11 protein-coding genes and 1 pseudogene are annotated in these 19,512 nt (G+C 69.1%); 3 read left to right on the top strand and 9 right to left on the bottom strand.

The window, feature by feature from the left end; translation table 11 throughout:
• Window positions 1-101 precede the first annotated feature (101 nt).
• Window positions 102-1,244 (top strand): class I adenylate-forming enzyme family protein, encoded by a 1,143-nt coding sequence (locus tag ABZ671_RS27480; RefSeq protein WP_357863498.1) that lies wholly within the window; start codon window positions 102-104, stop codon window positions 1,242-1,244.
• A gap of 38 nt (window positions 1,245-1,282) precedes the next feature.
• Here the strand turns inward: ABZ671_RS27480 and ABZ671_RS27475 are convergent, their stop codons facing one another.
• Both ABZ671_RS27475 and ABZ671_RS27470 read right to left on the bottom strand, forming a co-directional pair.
• Window positions 1,283-2,179, bottom strand: coding sequence for an alpha/beta hydrolase (locus ABZ671_RS27475; protein ID WP_357863495.1), 897 nt, complete (start codon window positions 2,177-2,179; stop codon window positions 1,283-1,285).
• Between the two features lie 87 nt (window positions 2,180-2,266).
• Window positions 2,267-2,941 (bottom strand): TetR/AcrR family transcriptional regulator, encoded by a 675-nt coding sequence (locus ABZ671_RS27470; protein ID WP_357863492.1) that lies wholly within the window; start codon window positions 2,939-2,941, stop codon window positions 2,267-2,269.
• Between the two features lie 179 nt (window positions 2,942-3,120).
• Between ABZ671_RS27470 and ABZ671_RS27465 the strand changes: the two genes are divergently transcribed.
• A complete protein-coding gene (locus tag ABZ671_RS27465) occupies window positions 3,121-3,933 on the top strand; it encodes an SDR family NAD(P)-dependent oxidoreductase (RefSeq protein ID WP_357863489.1) in 813 nt (270 codons plus the stop codon).
• 98 nt (window positions 3,934-4,031) lie between these two features.
• Window positions 4,032-4,170: pseudogene (locus ABZ671_RS27460) on the top strand (IS5/IS1182 family transposase); the annotation flags it as partial.
• Between the two features lie 110 nt (window positions 4,171-4,280).
• On the opposite strand, the gene ABZ671_RS27455 reads toward ABZ671_RS27460, so the two are convergent.
• The 7 genes from ABZ671_RS27455 to ABZ671_RS27425 are packed head-to-tail and all read right to left on the bottom strand — an operon-like array spanning window position 4,281 to window position 19,446.
• On the bottom strand, window positions 4,281-5,240 hold the full coding sequence (locus ABZ671_RS27455; RefSeq protein WP_357863485.1) for a PHB depolymerase family esterase: 960 nt from the start codon (window positions 5,238-5,240) through the stop codon (window positions 4,281-4,283).
• A gap of 10 nt (window positions 5,241-5,250) precedes the next feature.
• The gene (locus tag ABZ671_RS27450) at window positions 5,251-7,020 is read right to left on the bottom strand and encodes a hypothetical protein (RefSeq protein ID WP_357863482.1); all 1,770 of its coding nucleotides are present in this window, start codon (window positions 7,018-7,020) and stop codon (window positions 5,251-5,253) included.
• Complete coding sequence (locus ABZ671_RS27445; protein ID WP_357863478.1) at window positions 6,954-7,889, bottom strand: sulfotransferase domain-containing protein; 936 nt, start codon at window positions 7,887-7,889, stop codon at window positions 6,954-6,956. Before ABZ671_RS27445 ends, ABZ671_RS27450 begins: the two co-directional genes overlap by 67 nt.
• Window positions 7,886-8,572: an alpha/beta hydrolase gene (locus ABZ671_RS27440; protein WP_357863475.1), complete on the bottom strand. Its 687-nt coding sequence runs from the start codon at window positions 8,570-8,572 to the stop codon at window positions 7,886-7,888. The genes ABZ671_RS27445 and ABZ671_RS27440 overlap by 4 nt, the downstream gene beginning before the upstream one ends.
• Complete coding sequence (locus tag ABZ671_RS27435) at window positions 8,569-8,853, bottom strand: acyl carrier protein (RefSeq protein WP_357863472.1); 285 nt, start codon at window positions 8,851-8,853, stop codon at window positions 8,569-8,571. The genes ABZ671_RS27440 and ABZ671_RS27435 overlap by 4 nt, the downstream gene beginning before the upstream one ends.
• A gap of 1 nt (window position 8,854) precedes the next feature.
• The gene (locus ABZ671_RS27430) at window positions 8,855-12,967 is read right to left on the bottom strand and encodes a beta-ketoacyl synthase N-terminal-like domain-containing protein (protein WP_357863469.1); all 4,113 of its coding nucleotides are present in this window, start codon (window positions 12,965-12,967) and stop codon (window positions 8,855-8,857) included.
• Between the two features lie 11 nt (window positions 12,968-12,978).
• Window positions 12,979-19,446 carry an SDR family NAD(P)-dependent oxidoreductase gene (locus ABZ671_RS27425; protein WP_357863466.1) on the bottom strand — a complete coding sequence of 2,156 codons (6,468 nt, stop codon included), beginning with the start codon at window positions 19,444-19,446 and terminating at the stop codon, window positions 12,979-12,981.
• Window positions 19,447-19,512: the final 66 nt, after the last annotated feature.

Raw genomic sequence — 19,512 nt, 5'->3', positions numbered from 1 at the left:
ATGCTTCCGGCCACCCCCGTGATATACCCTTGTTTTACCACACTCTTCCCCTCCCCGCCGCTCTTCGGTTCTCGGCCGTGGGGGCCGGGGGTGGGGCCGTAATGTTGCGGCTGGGGGCCGCCGACCCGGCGGCCACCTGCGACGTCCTCTACACGTCGGGCACGACCGGAAACCCCAAGGGCGTCGTACTCACTCACGACATGCTCACCCGCACCGCCTACGGCAGCGCCTACTCCCGCGCGTTCGGAGACGGGCATCGGGTGGTCTTCTCGCTACCGATGTATCACGTCTACGGATATGTCGAGGGCATGCTGGCCGTGACGTACGCCGGCGGGGCGATCGTGCCCCAGCTGGCGTTCGGCGCGCAGACCACCATTGACGGAATCGCCGGGCACTCGGCCGACGACGTCTTGCTGATCCCGACCATGACCATGGCCCTCATCGATCGGCTGGAGGCCGACCCTCGCGAGCTGCCCAGCCTCACCACCATGATCTCGTCCGGCGGTTACTCACCACCATGGTTGTGGGAGCGCATCCGTGACGTGTTCGGGGAGGTCGAACTCACCACCGGCTACGGCATGAGCGAGACCACGGCGACCACCACGCTGACCGAGCCCGGGGGACCCGACGAGCGGGTGCGCAGCACGAACGGTCGGATGCGTCCGGCCGGATGCGCCGGCGACCCCGCTCTCGGCGGCCTCCTCGTCGAGTACCGTCTGGCCGACCCGGCGACCGGGGAGACCGTGCGGCCCGGGGAGGTCGGTGAGCTCCTCGCGCGGGGCCCCGGCATCACTCCGGGGTACTACCGCAAGCCGGAGGAGACCGCCGCAGCGTTCGACGCCGACGGCTGGTTCCGCTCCGGTGACCTCGCGACGATCGACGACCAGGGCTTCGTGTCCCTGGTCGGACGCGCCAAGGACGTCTACCGCTGCGGCGGGGAGCAGGTCGTCCCCAAGGAGATCGAGGACGTGCTGACGAGCCACCTCGGTGTCATGCACGCACACGTCGTACCGTTGCGCGACGACCGCATGGGCGAGGTGGGTGTCGCATGGGTGGTCCGTCGTGAGGAGAGCACGGTCGACGAGGAGGAACTGCGGGCGTTCTGCGCCGACCGCCTCGCCCGCTTCAAGGTCCCACGCCACGTGCTCTTCACCAGTGTGAAGGACGTCCCGGTCACGCCGAGCGGGCGGCCCCGCAAGTTCCTGCTGGCCGAGCGGGCGGCCGAGCTGTTGGCTGCCGGCTGATCCTGCCGCATCGGCCGTCTCTGGGCGAACGTGCTTGCTCAGAGACGGCCGATGAACGCCGCCAACTCTCCGTCCAGCTCGGCTGCCTGCCCGAGCGCCGCGTCGAGCCACCAGAACCCGTGGACGGCTCCTTCGTAGAGCGATGTCTCGACCGGTACACCGTCCTCGGCCATTCGGGCTGCGAGCTCGAGCCCCTCGTCGCGCAGCGGGTCCAGCTCAGCCGCCACGATCAGCGTGCGGGGAAGACCGCGAAAGTCAGGGCAGCGCAGTAGGTCGATGCGCGGGTCGGTGGGGTCGTGCGAGGCAGGAAGGTACTGGTCCCAGAACCAGGTCATCGTCGACCGGCTCATCAGGGGTGCGTCGGCGTTCTCCTCGTATGAACGGAACGGGTTGCCGCGGGCGGGGCGCACGGTCGGGTAGATGAGCACCTGCGCATCCGCGGGGCGCAGCCCGGCGTCACGGCGCTGCACGGAGGTCGACGCCACGAGATGAGCGCCAGCGCTGTCTCCTACCAGGATTCGCCCGTCGCCGGCGCCGACGCGACCAGGGTCGTCCAGCAACCAGTCGACGGCCGCACGGCAGTCTTCCAACCCTGCGGGGAACGGCGACTCTGGGGCGAGGCGATACTCGACGGAGGCCACGACGACCTTGGCCGTTTCGGCCAGCCTCCGGCACGGGCCGTCCGCGGCCTCCACATTTCCAAGGCTGAACCCGCCGCCGTGCACGTAGACGACGAGCGGGAGACCCGCGCCTGGGGCGGGATCGTAGACCCGCGTGGGGAGGCGCCCGACGGCGCCGGGAACCGTGACGTCTTCGACCCGGGCCACGGGGAGAGGAGCGGTCTGGGAGCGGGTCACCGCTGCCATCGCCCTGCGCGCCCGGAGGACGCCCAGCTCCTCGTAGGGACGTACGTCGAGGCGCTCGAAGAGGCTCACGAGGGCATCGACGTCTGGACGGAGTTGTCTGACAGTCATATCAACAACAGTGTTGACCCCGCGTGGGCGCAAGTCAAACCGGCAGCGTCACCCGCGCTCGGCGGCGAGGCCCGCGAGGATCACCTCGGCGTACGACTCGCCGATCGCGCGCGCGTCCACCTCTGAGGTGTTCGGGTTGAACCACCGATGGGTCCAGCTGACCATGCCCATCACGCCGTACGCGAGGACCCACGGCTCGCCGGCCGCCTTGATGCTGCCCTCGTCGATGCCCATGCGGATGATGTCGGTGATCGCGGTCTCGTAGCGCCGGTTGACCTGACGCATCTGCCGCGCCCAGGCCTGGCGCTTCGGTGCCACGTGAGCCATGTTCTCCTGCAGGTACACGTACAGGAACGGGTAGTGCTCGGCGTACGACTCCATGAGGCCGACGATCAGCTTCCTGAGCTTCTCCGGTGCGGGGTCCGCTGAGTCACGGATCCCCTCGGCCGTGGCGAGGTTCTTCTTGACGACGTCGGTGACGAGGACGTCGAAGAGCTCTTCCTTGCTGCTGAAGTAGTAGTAGAGCGATGCCCGGTCCGTGCCGACCTGGTCGGCTATGTGAACGAGGCTCGTGCCTCGGAAGCCCTGGCTCTTGAACAGCTTCGCCGCAGCCGCGAGGATTTCACTTCTCCGGTCCGCGTAGGCGGCGTTCTGCTGACCACGAGCCTGCGCGCGGCGCTGCCCGATCCCACTCTCCATCTTGGGCTTGCTGCCATCACTCACGGGCACATGATAGCGCCGTCAATGCCCTCACTCGCCGGTGAGGCAGTGTGTCAACTACCATGTTGACTATGCCGGAAGCATCCCCCGAGATCCGACCGACGAGGAGCACGAACAGGCTGGCGTCGGTCGGCGCTCGGGCTCGCGACGCCCTACGGCTGCCACGACAACGCAGGCGATCGATGCGCGGCCTGACCGTGCTGGTGACCGGGGCGTCCTCGGGCATCGGCGCCGCCACCGCAGTCGAGGCGGGCCGCTTGGGCGCCACCGTTATCGCGGTTGCCCGTCGCGCTGACCTGCTCGATGGCGTGGTCGGCCGCATCAATGCCTCTGCCGGGATGGCAGCGTCGTACCCGTGCGACCTGACCCAGCCTGACCGCGTCGCGGCCATGGTCGAGCTCATCCTCCAGCGCCACCAGACAGTCGATGTCCTGGTCAACAACGCTGGCAGATCCATCAGACGATCCATCCCCGCCTCGTGGAACCGGATCCACGACTTTGAGCGGACAATGGCGATCAACTACCTGGCGCCCGTCCGGCTGACCATGGCCCTCCTGCCACACATGGTCGCGGCGGGATCGGGGCATATCGTCAACGTCACGACCGCAGGTGTGCAGCTACGTACCCCGAAGTTCGCGGCGTACATCTCGTCAAAGACAGCTCTCGACACCTTCGGGCGAATCGTTGCACGGGAAATGCGCGCAGACGGGATAACCGTATCGAACGTGCGCATGCCCCTGGTACGCACGGACATGATCGCCCCGACCGAGATGTTTGCGAACGTGCCGGCTCTGCTGCCGGCGGATGCAGCCCGGATCGTGATCCGAGCCGCGGAAGATCGCCCGATCTCCATCAACAGGGTAGGCCCAACCCTGTTCGAGCTTCTGTCGATCGCGGCGCCAAAGCTGGCGGAGACGATGAGCCACCGATCCTCACGCCGTCTCCCCGACTCCAGGGCAGCGACCGCTTCGTCCTCAGGGAGCGAGCTGAGGTAGCTGGCGGTCAGCTTCTCGGCCCTGAAGCTGAACAGCCGGGGTTCCTCGCTTAACCCGAGGCCACGCCGCACAGGTTAAAGATCAAGCTAGGAACACACCTGCAGGTGCACCGCAGACTCGTCCGCGACTACGGGACCCTGCCGACCAGCTGCCATGATCCACATCGCCATGATCGATAACGTCAGCCGCCGCATAACGGACGTAGCTACACCCACCTGGCGAGGCTCATACTGGTAGATCAAGAACAAATCGAACGCCCTCTCAGGTCCTGTGGCGGTGCAGGCGCAGTACAAGCGCACGGACGGACGAGAATGCCGGCGAGCGCCCGCAGGGCGGTGTGGCTCGGTTCAGCCGGTCTTGCGCGGGTGTTCGGCGAAGAAGTTCCAGATGGTCGCGGTGGCGTCCAACGCAGCGGAGGGCCGGTCGAGGTTGAGGGCTGCGACGGCTGCTCCCGTCGGACCGGGTTGCCCCGGCCACTGGTGACCGGCGTCCGTGATAGTTATGAGGGTGACCCCCCGTCCGTCCGGGCAGGCCGCAACTGAGCGGGTGACGACACCCGAGGTCGTGATCATCGGCTGCGGACAGCGGTCGACCTGGCGCCAGGTTTCGGCCAGGCCGGCTATCGGTGGGCCGCTGGTGTCGGCGGGATAGCGGCCGGTGCCGTTGTTGCTGCGTTTACCGGGGCCGCCACGGAGCGGAATGGTGGCGTCCGCTCCGCCGTGGATGTGGATCACTGAGGTCGGGAAAGGCTTCTCGCACGTGCCCAGCATCGTCGCCGAGACGGGTCCGATCGCTGCGAACAGGTCAGTGCCGCACGCCAGCCGGTAGGCGAGCATGCCACCATTGGAGATGCCCGTGGCAAAAATTCGACTCGAGTCGATGGGGGTGCTGCGGGAGATCTCCGTGATCATCTGCCGGATGAAGCTCATCTCATCCACACGAGACGCAGCCGAAGGCCCGCAGCAGGTGTCGCTGACCGCCCACGACCGGTTGAGCCCGTCGGGGTATGCGACCACGAATCCATCTCGCACGGCCTGCTCGTCCCAGCCGTACGACGTCCGAGCCTGCGCACCGGTGCCCAGGGCGCCGTGCAGCATGACGACCAGGGGCACCCGCGCCCCCGCAGGCAATTCGGGCCGGTAAACCTGATAGGTGCGAATCCGCCCGCCCACCATGGTCCGGTGAGTGGCAGACGCCGCCGCGTCGGCGGTGCTGGTAGGCCGCGGGACCGGTGCGGGCCGCACCGCCTGGCAACCGGCGAGCAGCAGCACGAGCACGGCAAGCGACATAGTGAGCGGGCGGTTCAACGGACGTTTCCTATCCTATGGTCAGTTCGATCAGCTCCCAGCCGCCGGTGGACTGGGTCCTGTCGGTGCGTAGGTTCATCGGATTGGCCATGCCCAAGTAGAGCTTGTTCCCGTCGGTGACCATGGTGCGCACGCCGTAGTTGAGGATGTTGCCGAACCCGGTGGTGTTGACCGGCGTCGCCGGGCGGTTGGGGTCTTCGAAGACCCACAGCTCCCCGCCCCAGTTGTCGTAGTCGCCGAACTTGTGGCCGCAGGTGCTTGATCCGAGCCGGCCCTTAAGCAGGTATGCCCAGTCCATCACGCCGATGAACAGCTTGCCGCTGGCCTCGCGCATCACCCAGCCATAGTTGAGGAACGGGTTGCCGCCGAACCCGGAGCGGCCGTAGACCGCCGTCCAGCCGGTGGGCTGGTCCGACCACGACCCGACGCCCTTGTTGCCTGCCGGGTCGTACTTTTTCATCGTCGACTCACCGTAGAGCATGTCGACGTGGGCGGTCGAGGTACCCAAGCCGCTGCCGCGCCAGACCGAGATGGCCCGCAGGGTGTTGTATATGGCGTTGCACTTGGCCGTGTCGTCCGGCTGCGGATACCTCAGGAGAAAAACGCTGGACGACTTTAGCGGCACGTGCATGGTGGACCAGTACAACTGGCCGCCGTACTCGTAAAGGCCGCCCAGGCCGTAGCTGCTCGCGACGGTCAAGTCGGGGTCGTACTGCCCGACTTCCCAGACTTGCTGCCAGCCGTTGGCGTCTTCTTCGTTGAGACCGGGCTGACCGTTCGCCAGTATCGGGCTCACCCAGATGCCGGCTCGCTTCGCCGGCGTGTCGGCGTTGATGGTCGACCAGGTCGAGACGGCGATCCGTCCGTCGTAGATCGCCAGGTCGGCGGCTTGAGCGGGCAGGGTGCCGACGTTGACGAAGTTGAAGGGATCGGTCACGCTACCCGTCCAACGCAGGACGTTGCCGCTGAGCTCGCCGTTGCGGCCCACGCCGACCCCGGCATAGAGGGCGTTGCCGGCCACGAGGAAGTGCCGGATGTTGCCGTACTGCTGGAATCCGGCCGAGCCCAGGTACTGCCCGGTCGTGCTGTTGAAGGCGAACATGTTGATGCTGGTGCCCAGGCCCGGCCCGCCGAACAGGACAACCCCGTTGAACGAGCCCGCCGCTCGCAGCCCCAGTGTCGCGCGCAGTCGCAGCTGGTCGGCGGCCGAGGCGTTCATGATGTCATCGGTCTTGCGGGTCAGCGTCTGCGTCGCGGTGTCCCAGATGAATACCTCCGGGCGCCGCTGGTCGCCGACCGACGCTGGGACCGTGGGGTTCTGCACGATGATCTGGCTCTCGCCGTATTCGCATACGTAGTCGTCGTTGAGGATCGGCTGAGCCAGCGCCAGGGTCGCACCGCCCACGACGCAGTGGACGTTGGCGCCCGTGCCGAACCAGATCTTGGTGCTCACCTTCGTCATGCCCCACACGTACGCCTGGTTGACCTTCGGCTGGCCGGTGGCACAGGGGGGACCCACCGGGTAGGGAACACCGACGCCGGCGAAGCACTCGTCCGGCTGTGCCTTTGCCAGCAACCGGTAGGAGTAGGTGGCTGCGACACTCTGCGCGGTCGCCGTGCTACCGGCGCCCGTCGGCGCGAACGCCAGCAGCAGTGCGGCCGGTACGGCGAGGCGCCTTAACAAGGCCCTTTTCATGGCTTCCCTTCTCGCAACTAGGTTGTTACCGGCTGCCGTCGCGACGGCTGCGCGACGACATGTCCCGCCACGCGTGCTGCCCACCCCGGCCAGTCTGCGAAGTCCAAGAAACGCCCGAGCCGGCCGAGCTGCGTCTCCGGGTCGGCGACCAGGTCCTCGTAACTCATGGTGAGCAGGTGCTCCGGTGGCGTGTCGGCCAGTGCCTGCTCGGCCTGGCTGGTCAGGAACGCGCACAGCCAGAGATAGCGGCGGAGGTCTTGGCCGCGTTCGGTGAGAGCGGCGGCGTCGATCCGTTCGGGCAGGAACCGCTCGAGGTCCTCGGGCACCGCCTGATCCGGCCGTATCAGGAACGGGTCCACTCCGCATCGGCCGAGGAACTCGACCCGCAACTGGATCAACTGGAAGGACGGATGCCGGGCCATCGACCGGGCGGTGTCCTCCCAGTTGCGCGTCAGGTACACGACCCTCGCGTCGGGAAACGACGTGAGCAGCTGTGGAGCAAGATAGGTGGAACCGCCAGATCGTTCGACCCAGCGCCGTCGGCCGAGCATTCGCGTCAGCAGATCGAGGACCATCCGGTGATGACGCATCACCGGCTGCGCGGGAAACCGGGGAACCCGCACCGCCAGCTCGTCGAACAGCGCGTCCGGGTCCGGCGTGAGCTTGGGCAGCGTGATGGCGAGAATCCACGGCAGCTCGGTGAGGTCGCCGGCCCTGCGGCCGTCGGCCGGATACGCCAACTCCTTGAGGGGCAGGCCGACGCGGAACAGCGTACGGAGGTCCGGCTTGGGAGAGCTGAGCATCGCCCAGTACGCGGCCCCGGACGTGATCTCCTCACTGGCCGTCCACGGCATCGCGCCCATGAAGAACTCATGCGCCGACAGGGTCTCGGGTTCCTCGCCGATGAGGTCGGACAGCAAGGTGGAGCCGCATCGGCCGTTGCTGATAATCATGCATCGCACTGCGGTGCCTCCAGCGTGGTCAGGAACGAGGCGATCAGGGCCCGCACCCCGTCAGGCTGATCGATGAGGACGGTGTGTGTCGCATCGGGCACGACGGCCAGTTCGGCCTGCGGAATCCATCGGCGCACGGTGTGCGCGTACGCGGCCACCGGGGAAGCGCCGCCGTAGACGCACAGCACCGGGCAGGTGATCGAAGCGACGGAGACGGGCTCGCTGGACGCGAACCCGGGCAGTTCGTGCTCGTTGGCGCGCATGGCCGCCAGCACGCCGCCGATCCACCCTGCGGTGGGAGGGCCGCCCTCGATCGCTACCATGCCCGCGACCCTCGCGGGATGAACGGCGGTGTAGCCGAAGCAGACCATCGCCCCGAAGGAGTTGCCCAGCAGGAGGATCGGGCCGTCGACGTCGAGGTGGGCCAGCAGCGCCTCCAGGTCGCCGATGAAGTCGGCCAGGCGGTACCCGGACCGTGGTGCCTCGGACATGCCGTGCCCTCGCAGGTCGTACAGAACCACGCGCACGCCCTGAGCGCACAGCGGGTGGGCCAGCGTCAGGTACCAGCTGGCCATACTGTCGTGGCCGAGGCCGTGGACGAGCACCGCGGTACGGGCCGCGACGCCGGGTGGCTCCAGCACCTGGACGTGCATCGTGATGCCATTGGCCTCGATGTGCGTCATCCCGTCGCCAGTTCCTGCGACTGGGCGATGTAGTCCACGAGCAGCCCGACCCGCAGGTCCTGCATCGACTGCAGCCCGATCTCGGCGACAAACTGGGCGAAGTTAACGGTTGTGCCGTATCGCGCCTGGAGCCGCCCGGCCAGCGCGACGATTTCGATGCTCGCGAGACCGATCTCCGAGCGGAACATCGAGTCCATCGTGATGTCGGTGTTCACGTCATTGCGGATGGCACCCAGGATTTCCGCGATCTCGGCGAGGATCGCCTGTCGGTCGGCTTGCATCTCACTCTCCCGTGAAGGCGACGGTGTACGTGCGGGCGGGCAGGTCGTCAGGGTTGGACACCTCGCGGAACGCGATTTCTCCGGACGCGCCGCCGGCCTTGGCGTGGACCTCGCGGGCGAGTGCCTCCCGATCGGCCGGGTTCTCGGCCACCGCGATGCCGACCGGATGCTCGCCGGCGATGGCTACGCCCACGTCGCCGCAGACGGCCAGGTCCACGAAGCATGGCGTGAGGCGGGACGACTCCACCTGCACGCTGTGCCCGCCGCCTGGTTCGTCACGAATGGTCAGCTCGACCGGGTAGACGTAGCGGTGCCCGGCGTCCCACTGCCGGAAGCGCACCGCGTCCTTGGCGGCGATCCGGCCGAGCAGCCAACGTTTGCGTTCGGTGCCGGGCAGCTGGTCGAACTCGGCGTACGCGCGGCCGCCGAGGATGGCGCGGGCCGCCATGGTGAGCGTGACCGGGTCGGTCCAGCAGTCGAAGGCCATCGTGTAGCCCTCCGGTGCGCGGCTGGACATCGGGTACCGCTCCGGGAACCGTTCGGCCATGCGGGCGGTCGGGTGGCTGTCGAAGCGGCGATCCACCGCGCCTTCAATGACCGCCCACACCCGGCCGTTGTCGATCAGCTGCGTGTCGGCGACGAGCTGCGCGTCGTCGATCGACCGGACCCGCGCGATGCACTCGAACGCCTTGCCGGCCGGCGGCGGCGGGCCGAAGAAGCGGATCTTGCCGATTGCGACCGGCAATGCCACCGTCCGCGACGGCTGGGTGGTGATGAGCCAGTTGCCGATCAGCTGCAATGCGTTGTCCAGTAGCGCGCCGGGTGGAGTCGGCGTAGTCACCACGCCACGTACATGCCTTTCACCCAAGGCATGCACCTCGGTCACGCCGCGGAACAGCGGTCCGTGGAACATCAGGCGCTCCGCGTACATGTCGGCGGGCGACAGCGTGGGCGCGGACTCGGCGGCCGAGCTGTACGCGATCGGCGGCGGGGCGTCGTTCGGATAGGTTGCCGCCACCTCGACCGTGGCCCGCGCGAACGGCCCGAACATCACGGTGAACCGGTTGGCGTCCTGCGCTGTGACGACGATCTCGACGTCCTGGGCGGGCGCGGCGATGACCCAGCGGTGGAAGCGGGCGTCGTGTACGCCGACAGCGCGCCTTTCGGAACCCGCCGCTCGCTCAGCGGCGTCCATCATGAGCTGCACGACCGTGGTCGCCGGCACCACCGGCCAACGGTCCTCGGGATGCGGCCAGTCGTCGGGCTGGACGAAGAAGCAGTGATCTTTCAGATAGGGCATCGTGTCCAGCGACACCTGCAGCGTTTCGCGGTGCTCGGCGGGTCTGCCCTCGTCGAGCGCCACGATGCTGAGCACCTCGGCCGCGCTGTCCTGCGTCTCGCGCAGCAACGCGGCGAGTTCGGCGGCGAGCGCGTTTTTTTCCGCGAGCTTGTCCAAGGTGGTTGCCTCGTGGGAGCGTCCGGTCACCCCCAGCAGGCCGTTGGCGCTTTCGCCCAGCCGTACGAGCGGCCCGCCGAGGTCGAGTCTCATGCCGGTCGGTTGCGAGTCGCTCAAGGCGGCGAAGTCGGGTGCGCCTCCTTCGACCCAGAGCGCCGCGGCAACGCATCGCAGCTGTTCGACGCCGTCGCGGTGGGTGACGTTGACCGGCATAGCCAGATGGTCTTGTCCACGCAGGTTCTCTGCGATCACCGAACTCAGCTGACCGGCGCCGACCTGCAGGAACACGCGTACTCCGGCGGCGTACATAGCGGAGACGGTCGGCCCGAACCGCACCGGCTCGACCATGTGCCGGGCGAACAACGCCGTGACCTCGTCCGGACCGGACGGATACGGCCCGGCCAGCGTCGCCGACCACACCGGGCAGGACGGCTGGCGGACCGTCCAGTGCCGCAGGGCCGTCCCGACCGCCGCGAGGCCGTCGGCGAAGGCGGGTGTGTGGAACGCCGATCGGAATGGCAGCATCTGTGCGATGACGTGGTCGCGCCGCAGCGCGTCGATGAGCCGCTCGACCTGTTCGATCGGTCCGTTGACGCAACACTGGGTGGGCGCGTTGTCGTGCGACACGACCACCCCGGAGTAGTTAGCCAGTATCGGCGCGACCCGGTCGACGCCTGCGCCGACGAAGGCAAATCTGCGCCCTGGGATCTCCGCGGACTCGGAGTTGAACACCGCCAGGAACTCGTCCATCGACGCGGTGCTCATCAGGCCGGTGGCGGCGGCTGCCGCCCATTCGCCGATGCTGTGCCCCGCGACCGCGTCGGGGCGTACGCCCATGCGCCGCAGCGCCTTGTCCAGAGTCTTTCCCACCTCGATGACGCCGGCGCCGTGCTCGCCGAGGTCCTCCATCGACCAGTGCCGGTCGGGCAGCCCGAAGTGTGCGGCCACTTCGCCCAGGCGCGGTGCGAACTCGGCCTCCAGGCCGGGGAAGACGAAGGCTAGCTTGCCCTCGGCGAGCAGCGGCCGTGGGCTGTACCACACATCCCAGCCACCACGCCATGGCTTGCCGGCCGCGACCGCCTTGCGGGCGATCGCCAGCCGTTCCGGTGTCGGATTGACGATGGCGAGCCGGCATCCCAGCTCAATGCCGGGGCGGTGCCGCAGCACGTCGTCGGTTTCGAGCAGGCGGGCCATGGCTTCGGTGTCCGACGCGGACAGCAGCAGCAGCCGGTCCGGCTCGCGGACGACAGGCGGCGCGGCCGTTGTGCTCGTCGTCATATGCGGCACCTCTTCCAGGATGATGTGGGCGTTGATTCCGCCAAAGCCGAACGCGTTGACGCCGGCCCGCCGCGGTCCGTCGGCTTCCCAGGTCTGGGCGGTGCTCAGGGTGCGGAACCGGGTCTGGGCGAGCTGGGGCAGCGGATCGTCGCAGTGCAGGGTGGGCAGCAGCATGCCGCGCGACACTGCGAGCGCGGCCTTGATGAGCCCGGCGATGCCGGCCGCGGGCATGGTGTGACCGATCATCGACTTGACCGAGCCGACGACCGGACGGTGCGCCTGTGGCGGTCCGAAGACGTCGGACAAGGTGGCAAGTTCGGCGGCGTCGCCGGTGGGCGTGCCCGTGCCATGCGCCTCAAGCAGGCCCAGCGCGTCGGGCGCGGTCGGTTCGAGCCCGGCGGCCTGCCATGCCCGGCGGATCGCCAGCGACTGGCCGGTGCTGGCCGGGTTGAACATGCTCGCCGAGCGCCCGTCGCTGGACGTGCCGATCCCCCGGATCGCGGCGTAGACGCGGTCGCCGTCGCGCCGAGCGTCGGCCATGCGCTTCAGCACCACCAGGCCGGTGCCCTCGCCGATCAGCAGCCCGTCGGCGGCCTGGTCGAACGGGCGGATCTCGCCGCGCCGTGACAACGCTCCCAGCTGGCTGAACACCGACCAGAAGCTGATGTCGTGCACGTGATGCACGCCGCCGGCGAGGACCATGTCGAGCCGGCCGCTGAGCAGCTCGGTGGCGCCTTGGTCCACCGCGATCAGCGATGACGCGCACGCAGCGTCCAGCGTGTACGCAGGACCGCGGAGGTTGAACCGGTTCGCGATGCGCGACGCGGTCAGGTTGGGCACCAGCCCGATCGTGCCCTCCGGCTGGTGCGGGCCGAGGCGCTCGTCGAACAGCTTGCGCACCAGCTCCAGCCGATGATCGTCCAGCTCGGGCATGAGCTCTTTGAGGACCAGCAGCACCTGGCTCGACATGCGTACGCGTTGCGCATAGCGGGCCTGAGCTGGGCTGAGGATGCCGCCCCGACCGACGATGACGCCGACCCGGTCTCGGTCCGGCAGCCGGTCGGCACCGCCCGCGTCCTCGATCGCCGCCGCAGCCACCTCCAACGCGATGAGCTGGTCGGGCTCGATGAACGGCACCGATGACGGCATGACGCCGAAGGACAGCGGATCGAACGTGGCGATGTCATCGACGAATCCGCCGCGGCGGCAGTACAGCCGGTCGGGTCGATGCGCCAGCGGCGGATCGTAGAATTCCTTGTCCCACTTGTTCGGCGGGACGTCGGAGATTGCGTCCACGCCGGCCACAAGGTTGCGCCAATAGTGCTCGAGCGTCGGCGCGCCCGGCATGAGCGCGGCCATGCCCACGATTGCGACGTCCATCGGGGCCCCTTTCAGATGTTCGACGCGGTGTAGACGACCGACGTCGTCGCCGGATCACCCCAGGCGAGTTCGCGCAGCAGACATCGCGCGCCTTCACCCGGCTCAATGAGGCGTACGCCCCGTGTGGCGAACTCGGCTTCGAGCGACGCGGTCACCATGCCGCCGTGCCCGGCTTTGGGCGCCCACGGCCCCCAATGGACTGTCAGGCACCGGTTCCCGGTGCGTTGGGCCCAGGCGGAGGCGATGGTGTCGATGGCGTCGTTGGCCGCCGCGTAGTCGGCTTGACCGCGATTGCCGTACGCCGCCGCCACGCTGCCGAACAAGACCACGAACTTCGGTCGGCCGGGCAGCTCGTCCAGCGCATTCAGCACGGCCCGGGCGCCGTCCACCTTCGTGCTGTAGACCCGGGCGAACGACGCCGGTTGCTTCTCCGCGATGAGCCGGTCCTCGATGATGCCGGCGGCGAAGACGACGCCGTCGATCCGGCCGTACTCACTGTGGATTTCTTTGATCATCCGGTGGGTGGCTTCCTCGTCGCGTACGTCGAGGCTGCGGTAGCGCACCTGCGCGCCCAGCGCCCGCAGTTCGGTCATGGTGGCGTGGATTTCTCGGTCGGCCATGACGGCTCTCGCCCGGCGCTCGATCTCGGCGGGTTCGCGCATGCCCTGCGCGACGAGTGCGGCGCGTACGCCGGCCAGGTCGTCGGCGGCGATGCCGTCCGGCTCGTCGGCGAGCATCGTGCGCCCGGCGAGTTCAATCCGGCAGCGACTCGCGGTGGCGATCGCCTGCGCGACCCACGGTGTGATGCCGCGCGCGCCACCGATCAGCACGACGACCGAGTCACGTCCGAGTCCCAGCGCCGCCGCCTCGGCCGTGCCGTCGTCGTCCGGGCCGATGCCGGGCGTCTCCAGACGCTCGGCGACCAGGTCGTAGGAGAACCGTCCCTCGGGCGTACGCCGCACGACCGGCTGGCGTGCGTCGATGAGCAGCTCGTCGAACACGTCGCCCGCCGTGACGACGCGGACGAGCAGGTCCGGGTATTCGCGTTCGATGGTGCGGAACAGCCCGGGCAGTCCCTCCGAGCCGCCGACCGCGTAGAGCCATCGCGGTCCGGCCGCCAGCGCCTGCTGAATTGCCTCGAAGTCCTCGGGCAGTTGCGGCTCGGCGAAGACGACCGCGTCGCACGGCTGACCGTCGACGAGGGTGGCGCCATGCTCGCGCAGCCTCGCCTCCAGCTCAGGCAGCGAACCCACGATCGAGAACCGCTTGCCAGTAAGGATGTCCGCGTTGGCGGCCTCGCCGGGAATCGCCACCAGCCGCGGCACGAGCCGGATCGGCGTGGTGGCCCCGGCAGCGGATGCCGGGCCCTTCTGCGTCGGCGCGGGGTCGGGCACCGTGGCTGCACCCGACCCGGCGACCTTTTCCTCGAGCCAGGCGACCATAGCGCGTACCGTTCGCGCCCTGACCAGGTCCTCCAGCAGGGCCCGATCCCCCTCGGTCGGCAGCTTCAGCCGCATCGCCACCGCGCCGGCGATCTCGGCCCGCTTGATGGAGTCGATGCCGAGGTCGGCTTCGACGTCTAGGTCCGGGCTGATCAGCTCCAGCGGGTAGCCGGTGCGGTCGCTGATGACGGCGAGTACGGCGCCCTGGAAATCGAGCTTGACCGGCGCCTCCTGCTCGGCCGGCGCGGCGATCTCCGCCACGGCCGGGGCTGGTACGGAGGCTGCGTCCACCGCCGGCTGCGCGGCTGGCACCGACGACTCCGACGGCTGCCAGACCAGCCGGCCGGTCTCGCCGCCCCCGAGATAGGCGAGCATGACGTCGCGCTGGGAGGCGATCAGGTCGCGGGAAGTCCGCAGGTACTCGTTCAGCAGATCGTCGCGCTTGCCCATCGTGGACCACTCCTTGATCAGTCGAGGCGGTTGCATTCCGCCGCGCAGCGGTTCGCCGCGGTGGTCGCGGACGAGCTGCCCGTCTACCAACCACATCGGATAGTCGTGCGAATTGGGGGCGGTCACCTCCACCGGCCCACGCCCGCGGAACAGCCAGCCCGGCTGCACCGGCACACCGGCGCACGCCAGATGGCCGAGGGCGATCAGCAGCCCGCGCAGGCCGCCGTCACAGGCGACCGCCAGGTGCGTGCGTTCGCCCAGCGTGTCGCGGACGAGATTGGTGAGCGCCTGCCCCGGGCCGGCTTCGACGAAGATCCGGGCGCCGGCGGCGTACATGGACTCGATCTGGTCCACGAACCGCACCGGCGCGCCGATTTGCGCCGCCAGCGACTCACGCATGCTGTCCGGATCGGCGGGGTAGGACTCTGCACTGCGGTTCGACCACACCGGGATGACGGTTTTCGCCATCGGCGTGTCCCTCAGTACCTCGGCGAAACGGTCCACACCCCCGGCGATCACCGGGCTGTGAAACGCACAGGCCACCTCCAGTGGGCGTACCTGCTTGCCCGCCTCCCGCAGCCGGGTAACCATGTCACGTACGGCGTCGGTCGGTCCGGAGATGACAACCTGGTTGGGCGCGTTGTGGTTGGCCAGCACCACGCCGGGCAGGCAGCTCACCTCCTGCGGCGCGGCCGCCACCGCCGCCATGGTCCCGGGATCCTCACCCGCCGCGCCGAGGATTGCTTCGGCGCGTTCCCGGCTCAGCCGCATCAACGTGGATCCGTCGAAGGCGTCGGCGACGCTCAGCGCGACCAACTCGCCGTAGCTGTGCCCGCCCGCCATGTCGGGCCGCACGCCAACCCGGCGCAACAGGTGATCGACCGCAAGCCCGCACGCGCCGAGCAACGGCTGAGCCACCCGGGTGTCCCGGACCCGGTCGGCCTGCGCCCGCTCGTCACCGAACGCGGGTGGATACAGCATCGCCGCCAGCGCCGGATCGAGGTATTCACGCAGTTCCGGGAAGCTCACGTACAGTTCGGCGAGCGCTCCGACGCGTTGTGACCCCTGCCCGGGGAACAGGAACGCCACCTTCCCGTCGATCGTGTCGCCGCGAATCAGGCCCTGGGCGGGCGCGTGCTCCCCGGCCAACGCCCGGGTCAGCAGCGTCGACAGTTCCTGCCGATCACGTGCGACGATTGCGGCCCGCACCGGCCCGCCCGGCTCACGGACCAGCGCGGCGGCCAGATCGCGCAGTCGCCACGGCCGTCCGAGAGCGTCCGTCCACGTGAGGCGCTGCGCCATCTCACGCATCGCATCGGTGCTGCGGAACAGGAACAGCTCCGCGGGCCACTCGTTGCGGGCGTGCCGGGCCTCCTCTGGGCGGTACGCGGCAAGCACGGTGTGATAGTTCGTGCCGCCGAAGCCGAACGCGCTCACCCCGGCGTACCGATCGGCCGCCAGCCAGGGCCGCGCCTCGGTGTAGAAGGCGAAGGGGCTGCGCTCGGGATCCCACGCCGGATTGGGCTTGGTGAGGTTGACGGTCGGCGGCTTGACGCCGTGATGTAGCGCGAGTGAGGCCTTGATGATGCCCGCAAGGCCCGCCGCGCACTTGGTGTGACCGATCTGAGACTTCACGGAGCCCAGCACGCAGGCGCCCGGTGCGGCGCCGGATTCGGTGAACATGGTGGTCAGGGTCTGTAGTTCGGTGCGGTCGCCGACCACCGTGCCGGTGCCATGCGCCTCGATGAGCCCGATCTGCCGAGGCGACAGGCCGGCGGTCGCGTACGCCCGGTCGAGCGCCCGCCGCTGGCCCTCCGCCCGCGGGGCGGTCAGCCCGAGCGCGCGGCCGTCGCTGGACGCGCCGACGCCCTTGATCACCGCATAGACCCGGTCGCCGTTCCGCTCGGCGTCGGCGAGCCGTTTGAGGACGAGGCAGGCGACCCCTTCCCCGAGCGTGATCCCGTCGCCTGTGCTGTCGAAGGTGCGGCACTTTCCGGTCGGGGAGAGCGCGTGTGCCGATGTGAACATCAGGTAGTCGTTGATGCCGTTGTGCAGGTCGGCGGCTCCGCAGATCATCATGTCGCTGTTGCCGGAGGCCAGCTCCTTGCACGCCGCATCCAAGGCGGCCAGCGACGAGGCGCACGCCGCGTCGATCGTGAAGTTCGGCCCGCCGAGGTCGAGCCGGTTGGCGACTCGGCCGGCGATCACGTTGGCCAGCACCCCCGGGAACGAGTCCTCGCTGACCTCGGGCAGGAGCTCGGCCAGCTCCTCCGGCACCTCGCCCAGATAGCTGGGCAGCATCGTCCGCAGGGTCTGCGCGTGGCCCATGTCACTGCCGGCCTCGGCCCCGAACACGACGCCGGTACGCGAATGGTCCGCGCTCGAACATCCCGCGTCGGCAAGTGCCCTGCGGGCCATCTCCAACGCGAGCAGCTGCGTCGGATCGATGCTGCTCAGGGCGGCGGGTGGGATGCCGTAGTGGATGGCGTCGAAGGGAACCGGCTCGATGAACCCGCCCCACTTGGAGCTGCTGTATCGGCCCGCTTCACCCGGCCCGACCTCCGGCGCGTAATAGATGTCCGCGTCCCAGCGGTGGGTCGGGACCTCGGTGATGGCATCACGCGCGGACAGGATCGTCTGCCAGTAGCCGTCCAGGTCGGGCGACCCGGGAAAGGCACAGGACATGCCGATGATGGCAATGTCGAGTGGCTGGGCCGCCGGCCGAGCGACGGCGGGCCGGTCCCGCAGCGCCTCCGCTCTCGCCTCGTGAAACTCCGCCGCCCGCACGGTCACCTCGTCGTGCAACTCGGCGACGCTGAGCGTGGCGTCGCGCAGCACGGCGATCTGACCGGCCATGAACAGGCCCTGCGTCGCCTGCGTGGCCTCGTCCACCCGCACGAGCCGGTCACCGTCGCGCTTGACGCCCTTGCTGGCGATGCGCAGCCGCCCATTGTTGAGCCGCTCCAGCTGCTGCCACAGCTTGCGGCTCTCGGCGTCGGCAGCGGCGAGGTCGGCTTGCAGGCGGTGGAAGTCGTCCACGAAAGGGCTGTGCAGCGCCCGCGTCGCGTGGCCGGGTGCGGTCAGCAGTAACGAGGTACGCGTGGCGCGCAGCGCCTCCAGCTGGAACCGGGGCGCGATGGCGCCGGTCTGCACGGCCTCCCGCGTGAACAGGTACGCGGTCCCCATCAGGACGCCGACCTTCGATCCCCGGCGGGCGAGCGGGCTTGCCATTGTGGCGACCATCGCGGCCGAGCGGGCGTCGTGAATGCCGCCGGCAAACAGCAGATGCAGGTCGCTGACATCGTCGAGCTCGTCGAGAACGGTCAGCTGCTGCTCCCACAGCGGCAGGCTGGCTCGGGGCCCGACGTGACCACCGCACTCCGCGCCCTCAAACACGAACTTGCGCGCGCCTGCCTGTAGGAACTGGCGCAGCAGCCCAGGTGACGGCACATGTAGGAAGGTCGTGATCCCCTCGGCCTCCAGGGCGGCAGCCTGGGCCGGACGCCCACCCGCCACGATCGCGCACGGCGGCCGGACCTCGCGGATCGCCTCGAGCTGCGCGGCGCGCAGCTCGTCCGGCACGAAGCCGAGGATCCCGACGCCCCAGGGCCGGTCGGCGAGAGCGGCGGAGGCGTTACGCAGCATGCTCCGCGACCGATCGCCGTCGGCCAAGGCGAGCGCGATGAACGGCAGCCCTCCCGCGTCGGCGACCGCCGCGGCGAATCCGGGCTCGTCGCTGACCCGCGTCATCGGCCCCTGCGCGACGGGCACCCTGATGCCCAGCGACTGCGCGAACGGCGAACCCTCGCTCAGAAGACGGCCAGCGGTATCGTCGTTTCCGGCGCCTTCGATGACCGAACGAATATCGCGTACGGCAGCGGCCGTGTCGCGGAAACGCCCGGCGAAGACGGAGGCGAGCCAGCCGTCCTGGCCGATGGGCAGCAGCTCCTCGCTGTGGAAGGCACGCCGGATCCCCCGGGTCCGCCCCACTGTGATCGTTTCGGACCCGTCCATGCGCCGGATGGCGGCGATCGCGTCGTCGGGCAGGTCCGACTCGGGCATGAGCGCGAGCTGTGCGTCGAGCACCACGCCGTACGCGCCGCCGATCACGCTGGCCGCCGCGGCGCGCGGGCCGATGCCACCGCACACCCAGATCGGCGCGTCGATCGCGTCAACCAGTTGTTGCAGCAGCACGAACGAGCTCAGGTCACCCACCCGCCCGCCGGCTTCCATGCCCCGCGCGATGATCCCATGCGCTCCGCCGGCAACAGCCCGCTCGGCCTCCTGGAGATCGACGACCTCCACGAGAACGGTGAAGCCGGTCGTGTCGAGGTCAGATCCCGGCTCCACGACGACCGTGGCGACACCGAGCTCCCGCAGGTCGGCCGGGTCCACCACACATCCGCGCGGCACCCGGACACCGACCGGCCCCCGGGTCACCGCCCGGCGCAGCGCCCGCAACGCGCGTGGGCCACCGCCCGCCAGATCGAGCACTCCCAGGCCGCCGCCGGCCGTCACGGCCGACACAAGACGCGGGCTGAACTCCAACGCGCCGCAAGGCGCGATTGCGATGACACGTGGCGACACCCGAACCTCCCCAGGTTGTTCCGGCAGGCGAACTCAACCAGAGCTGAGGAGAGTGCGAGATCAATC

This window comes from Micromonospora sp. NPDC006766 (genome assembly GCF_040636055.1).
GTDB lineage: Bacteria > Actinomycetota > Actinomycetes > Mycobacteriales > Micromonosporaceae > Micromonospora.
Note: the sequence above shows the minus strand (reverse complement) of the source record. Positions and strands in the feature narration are given on the sequence as shown.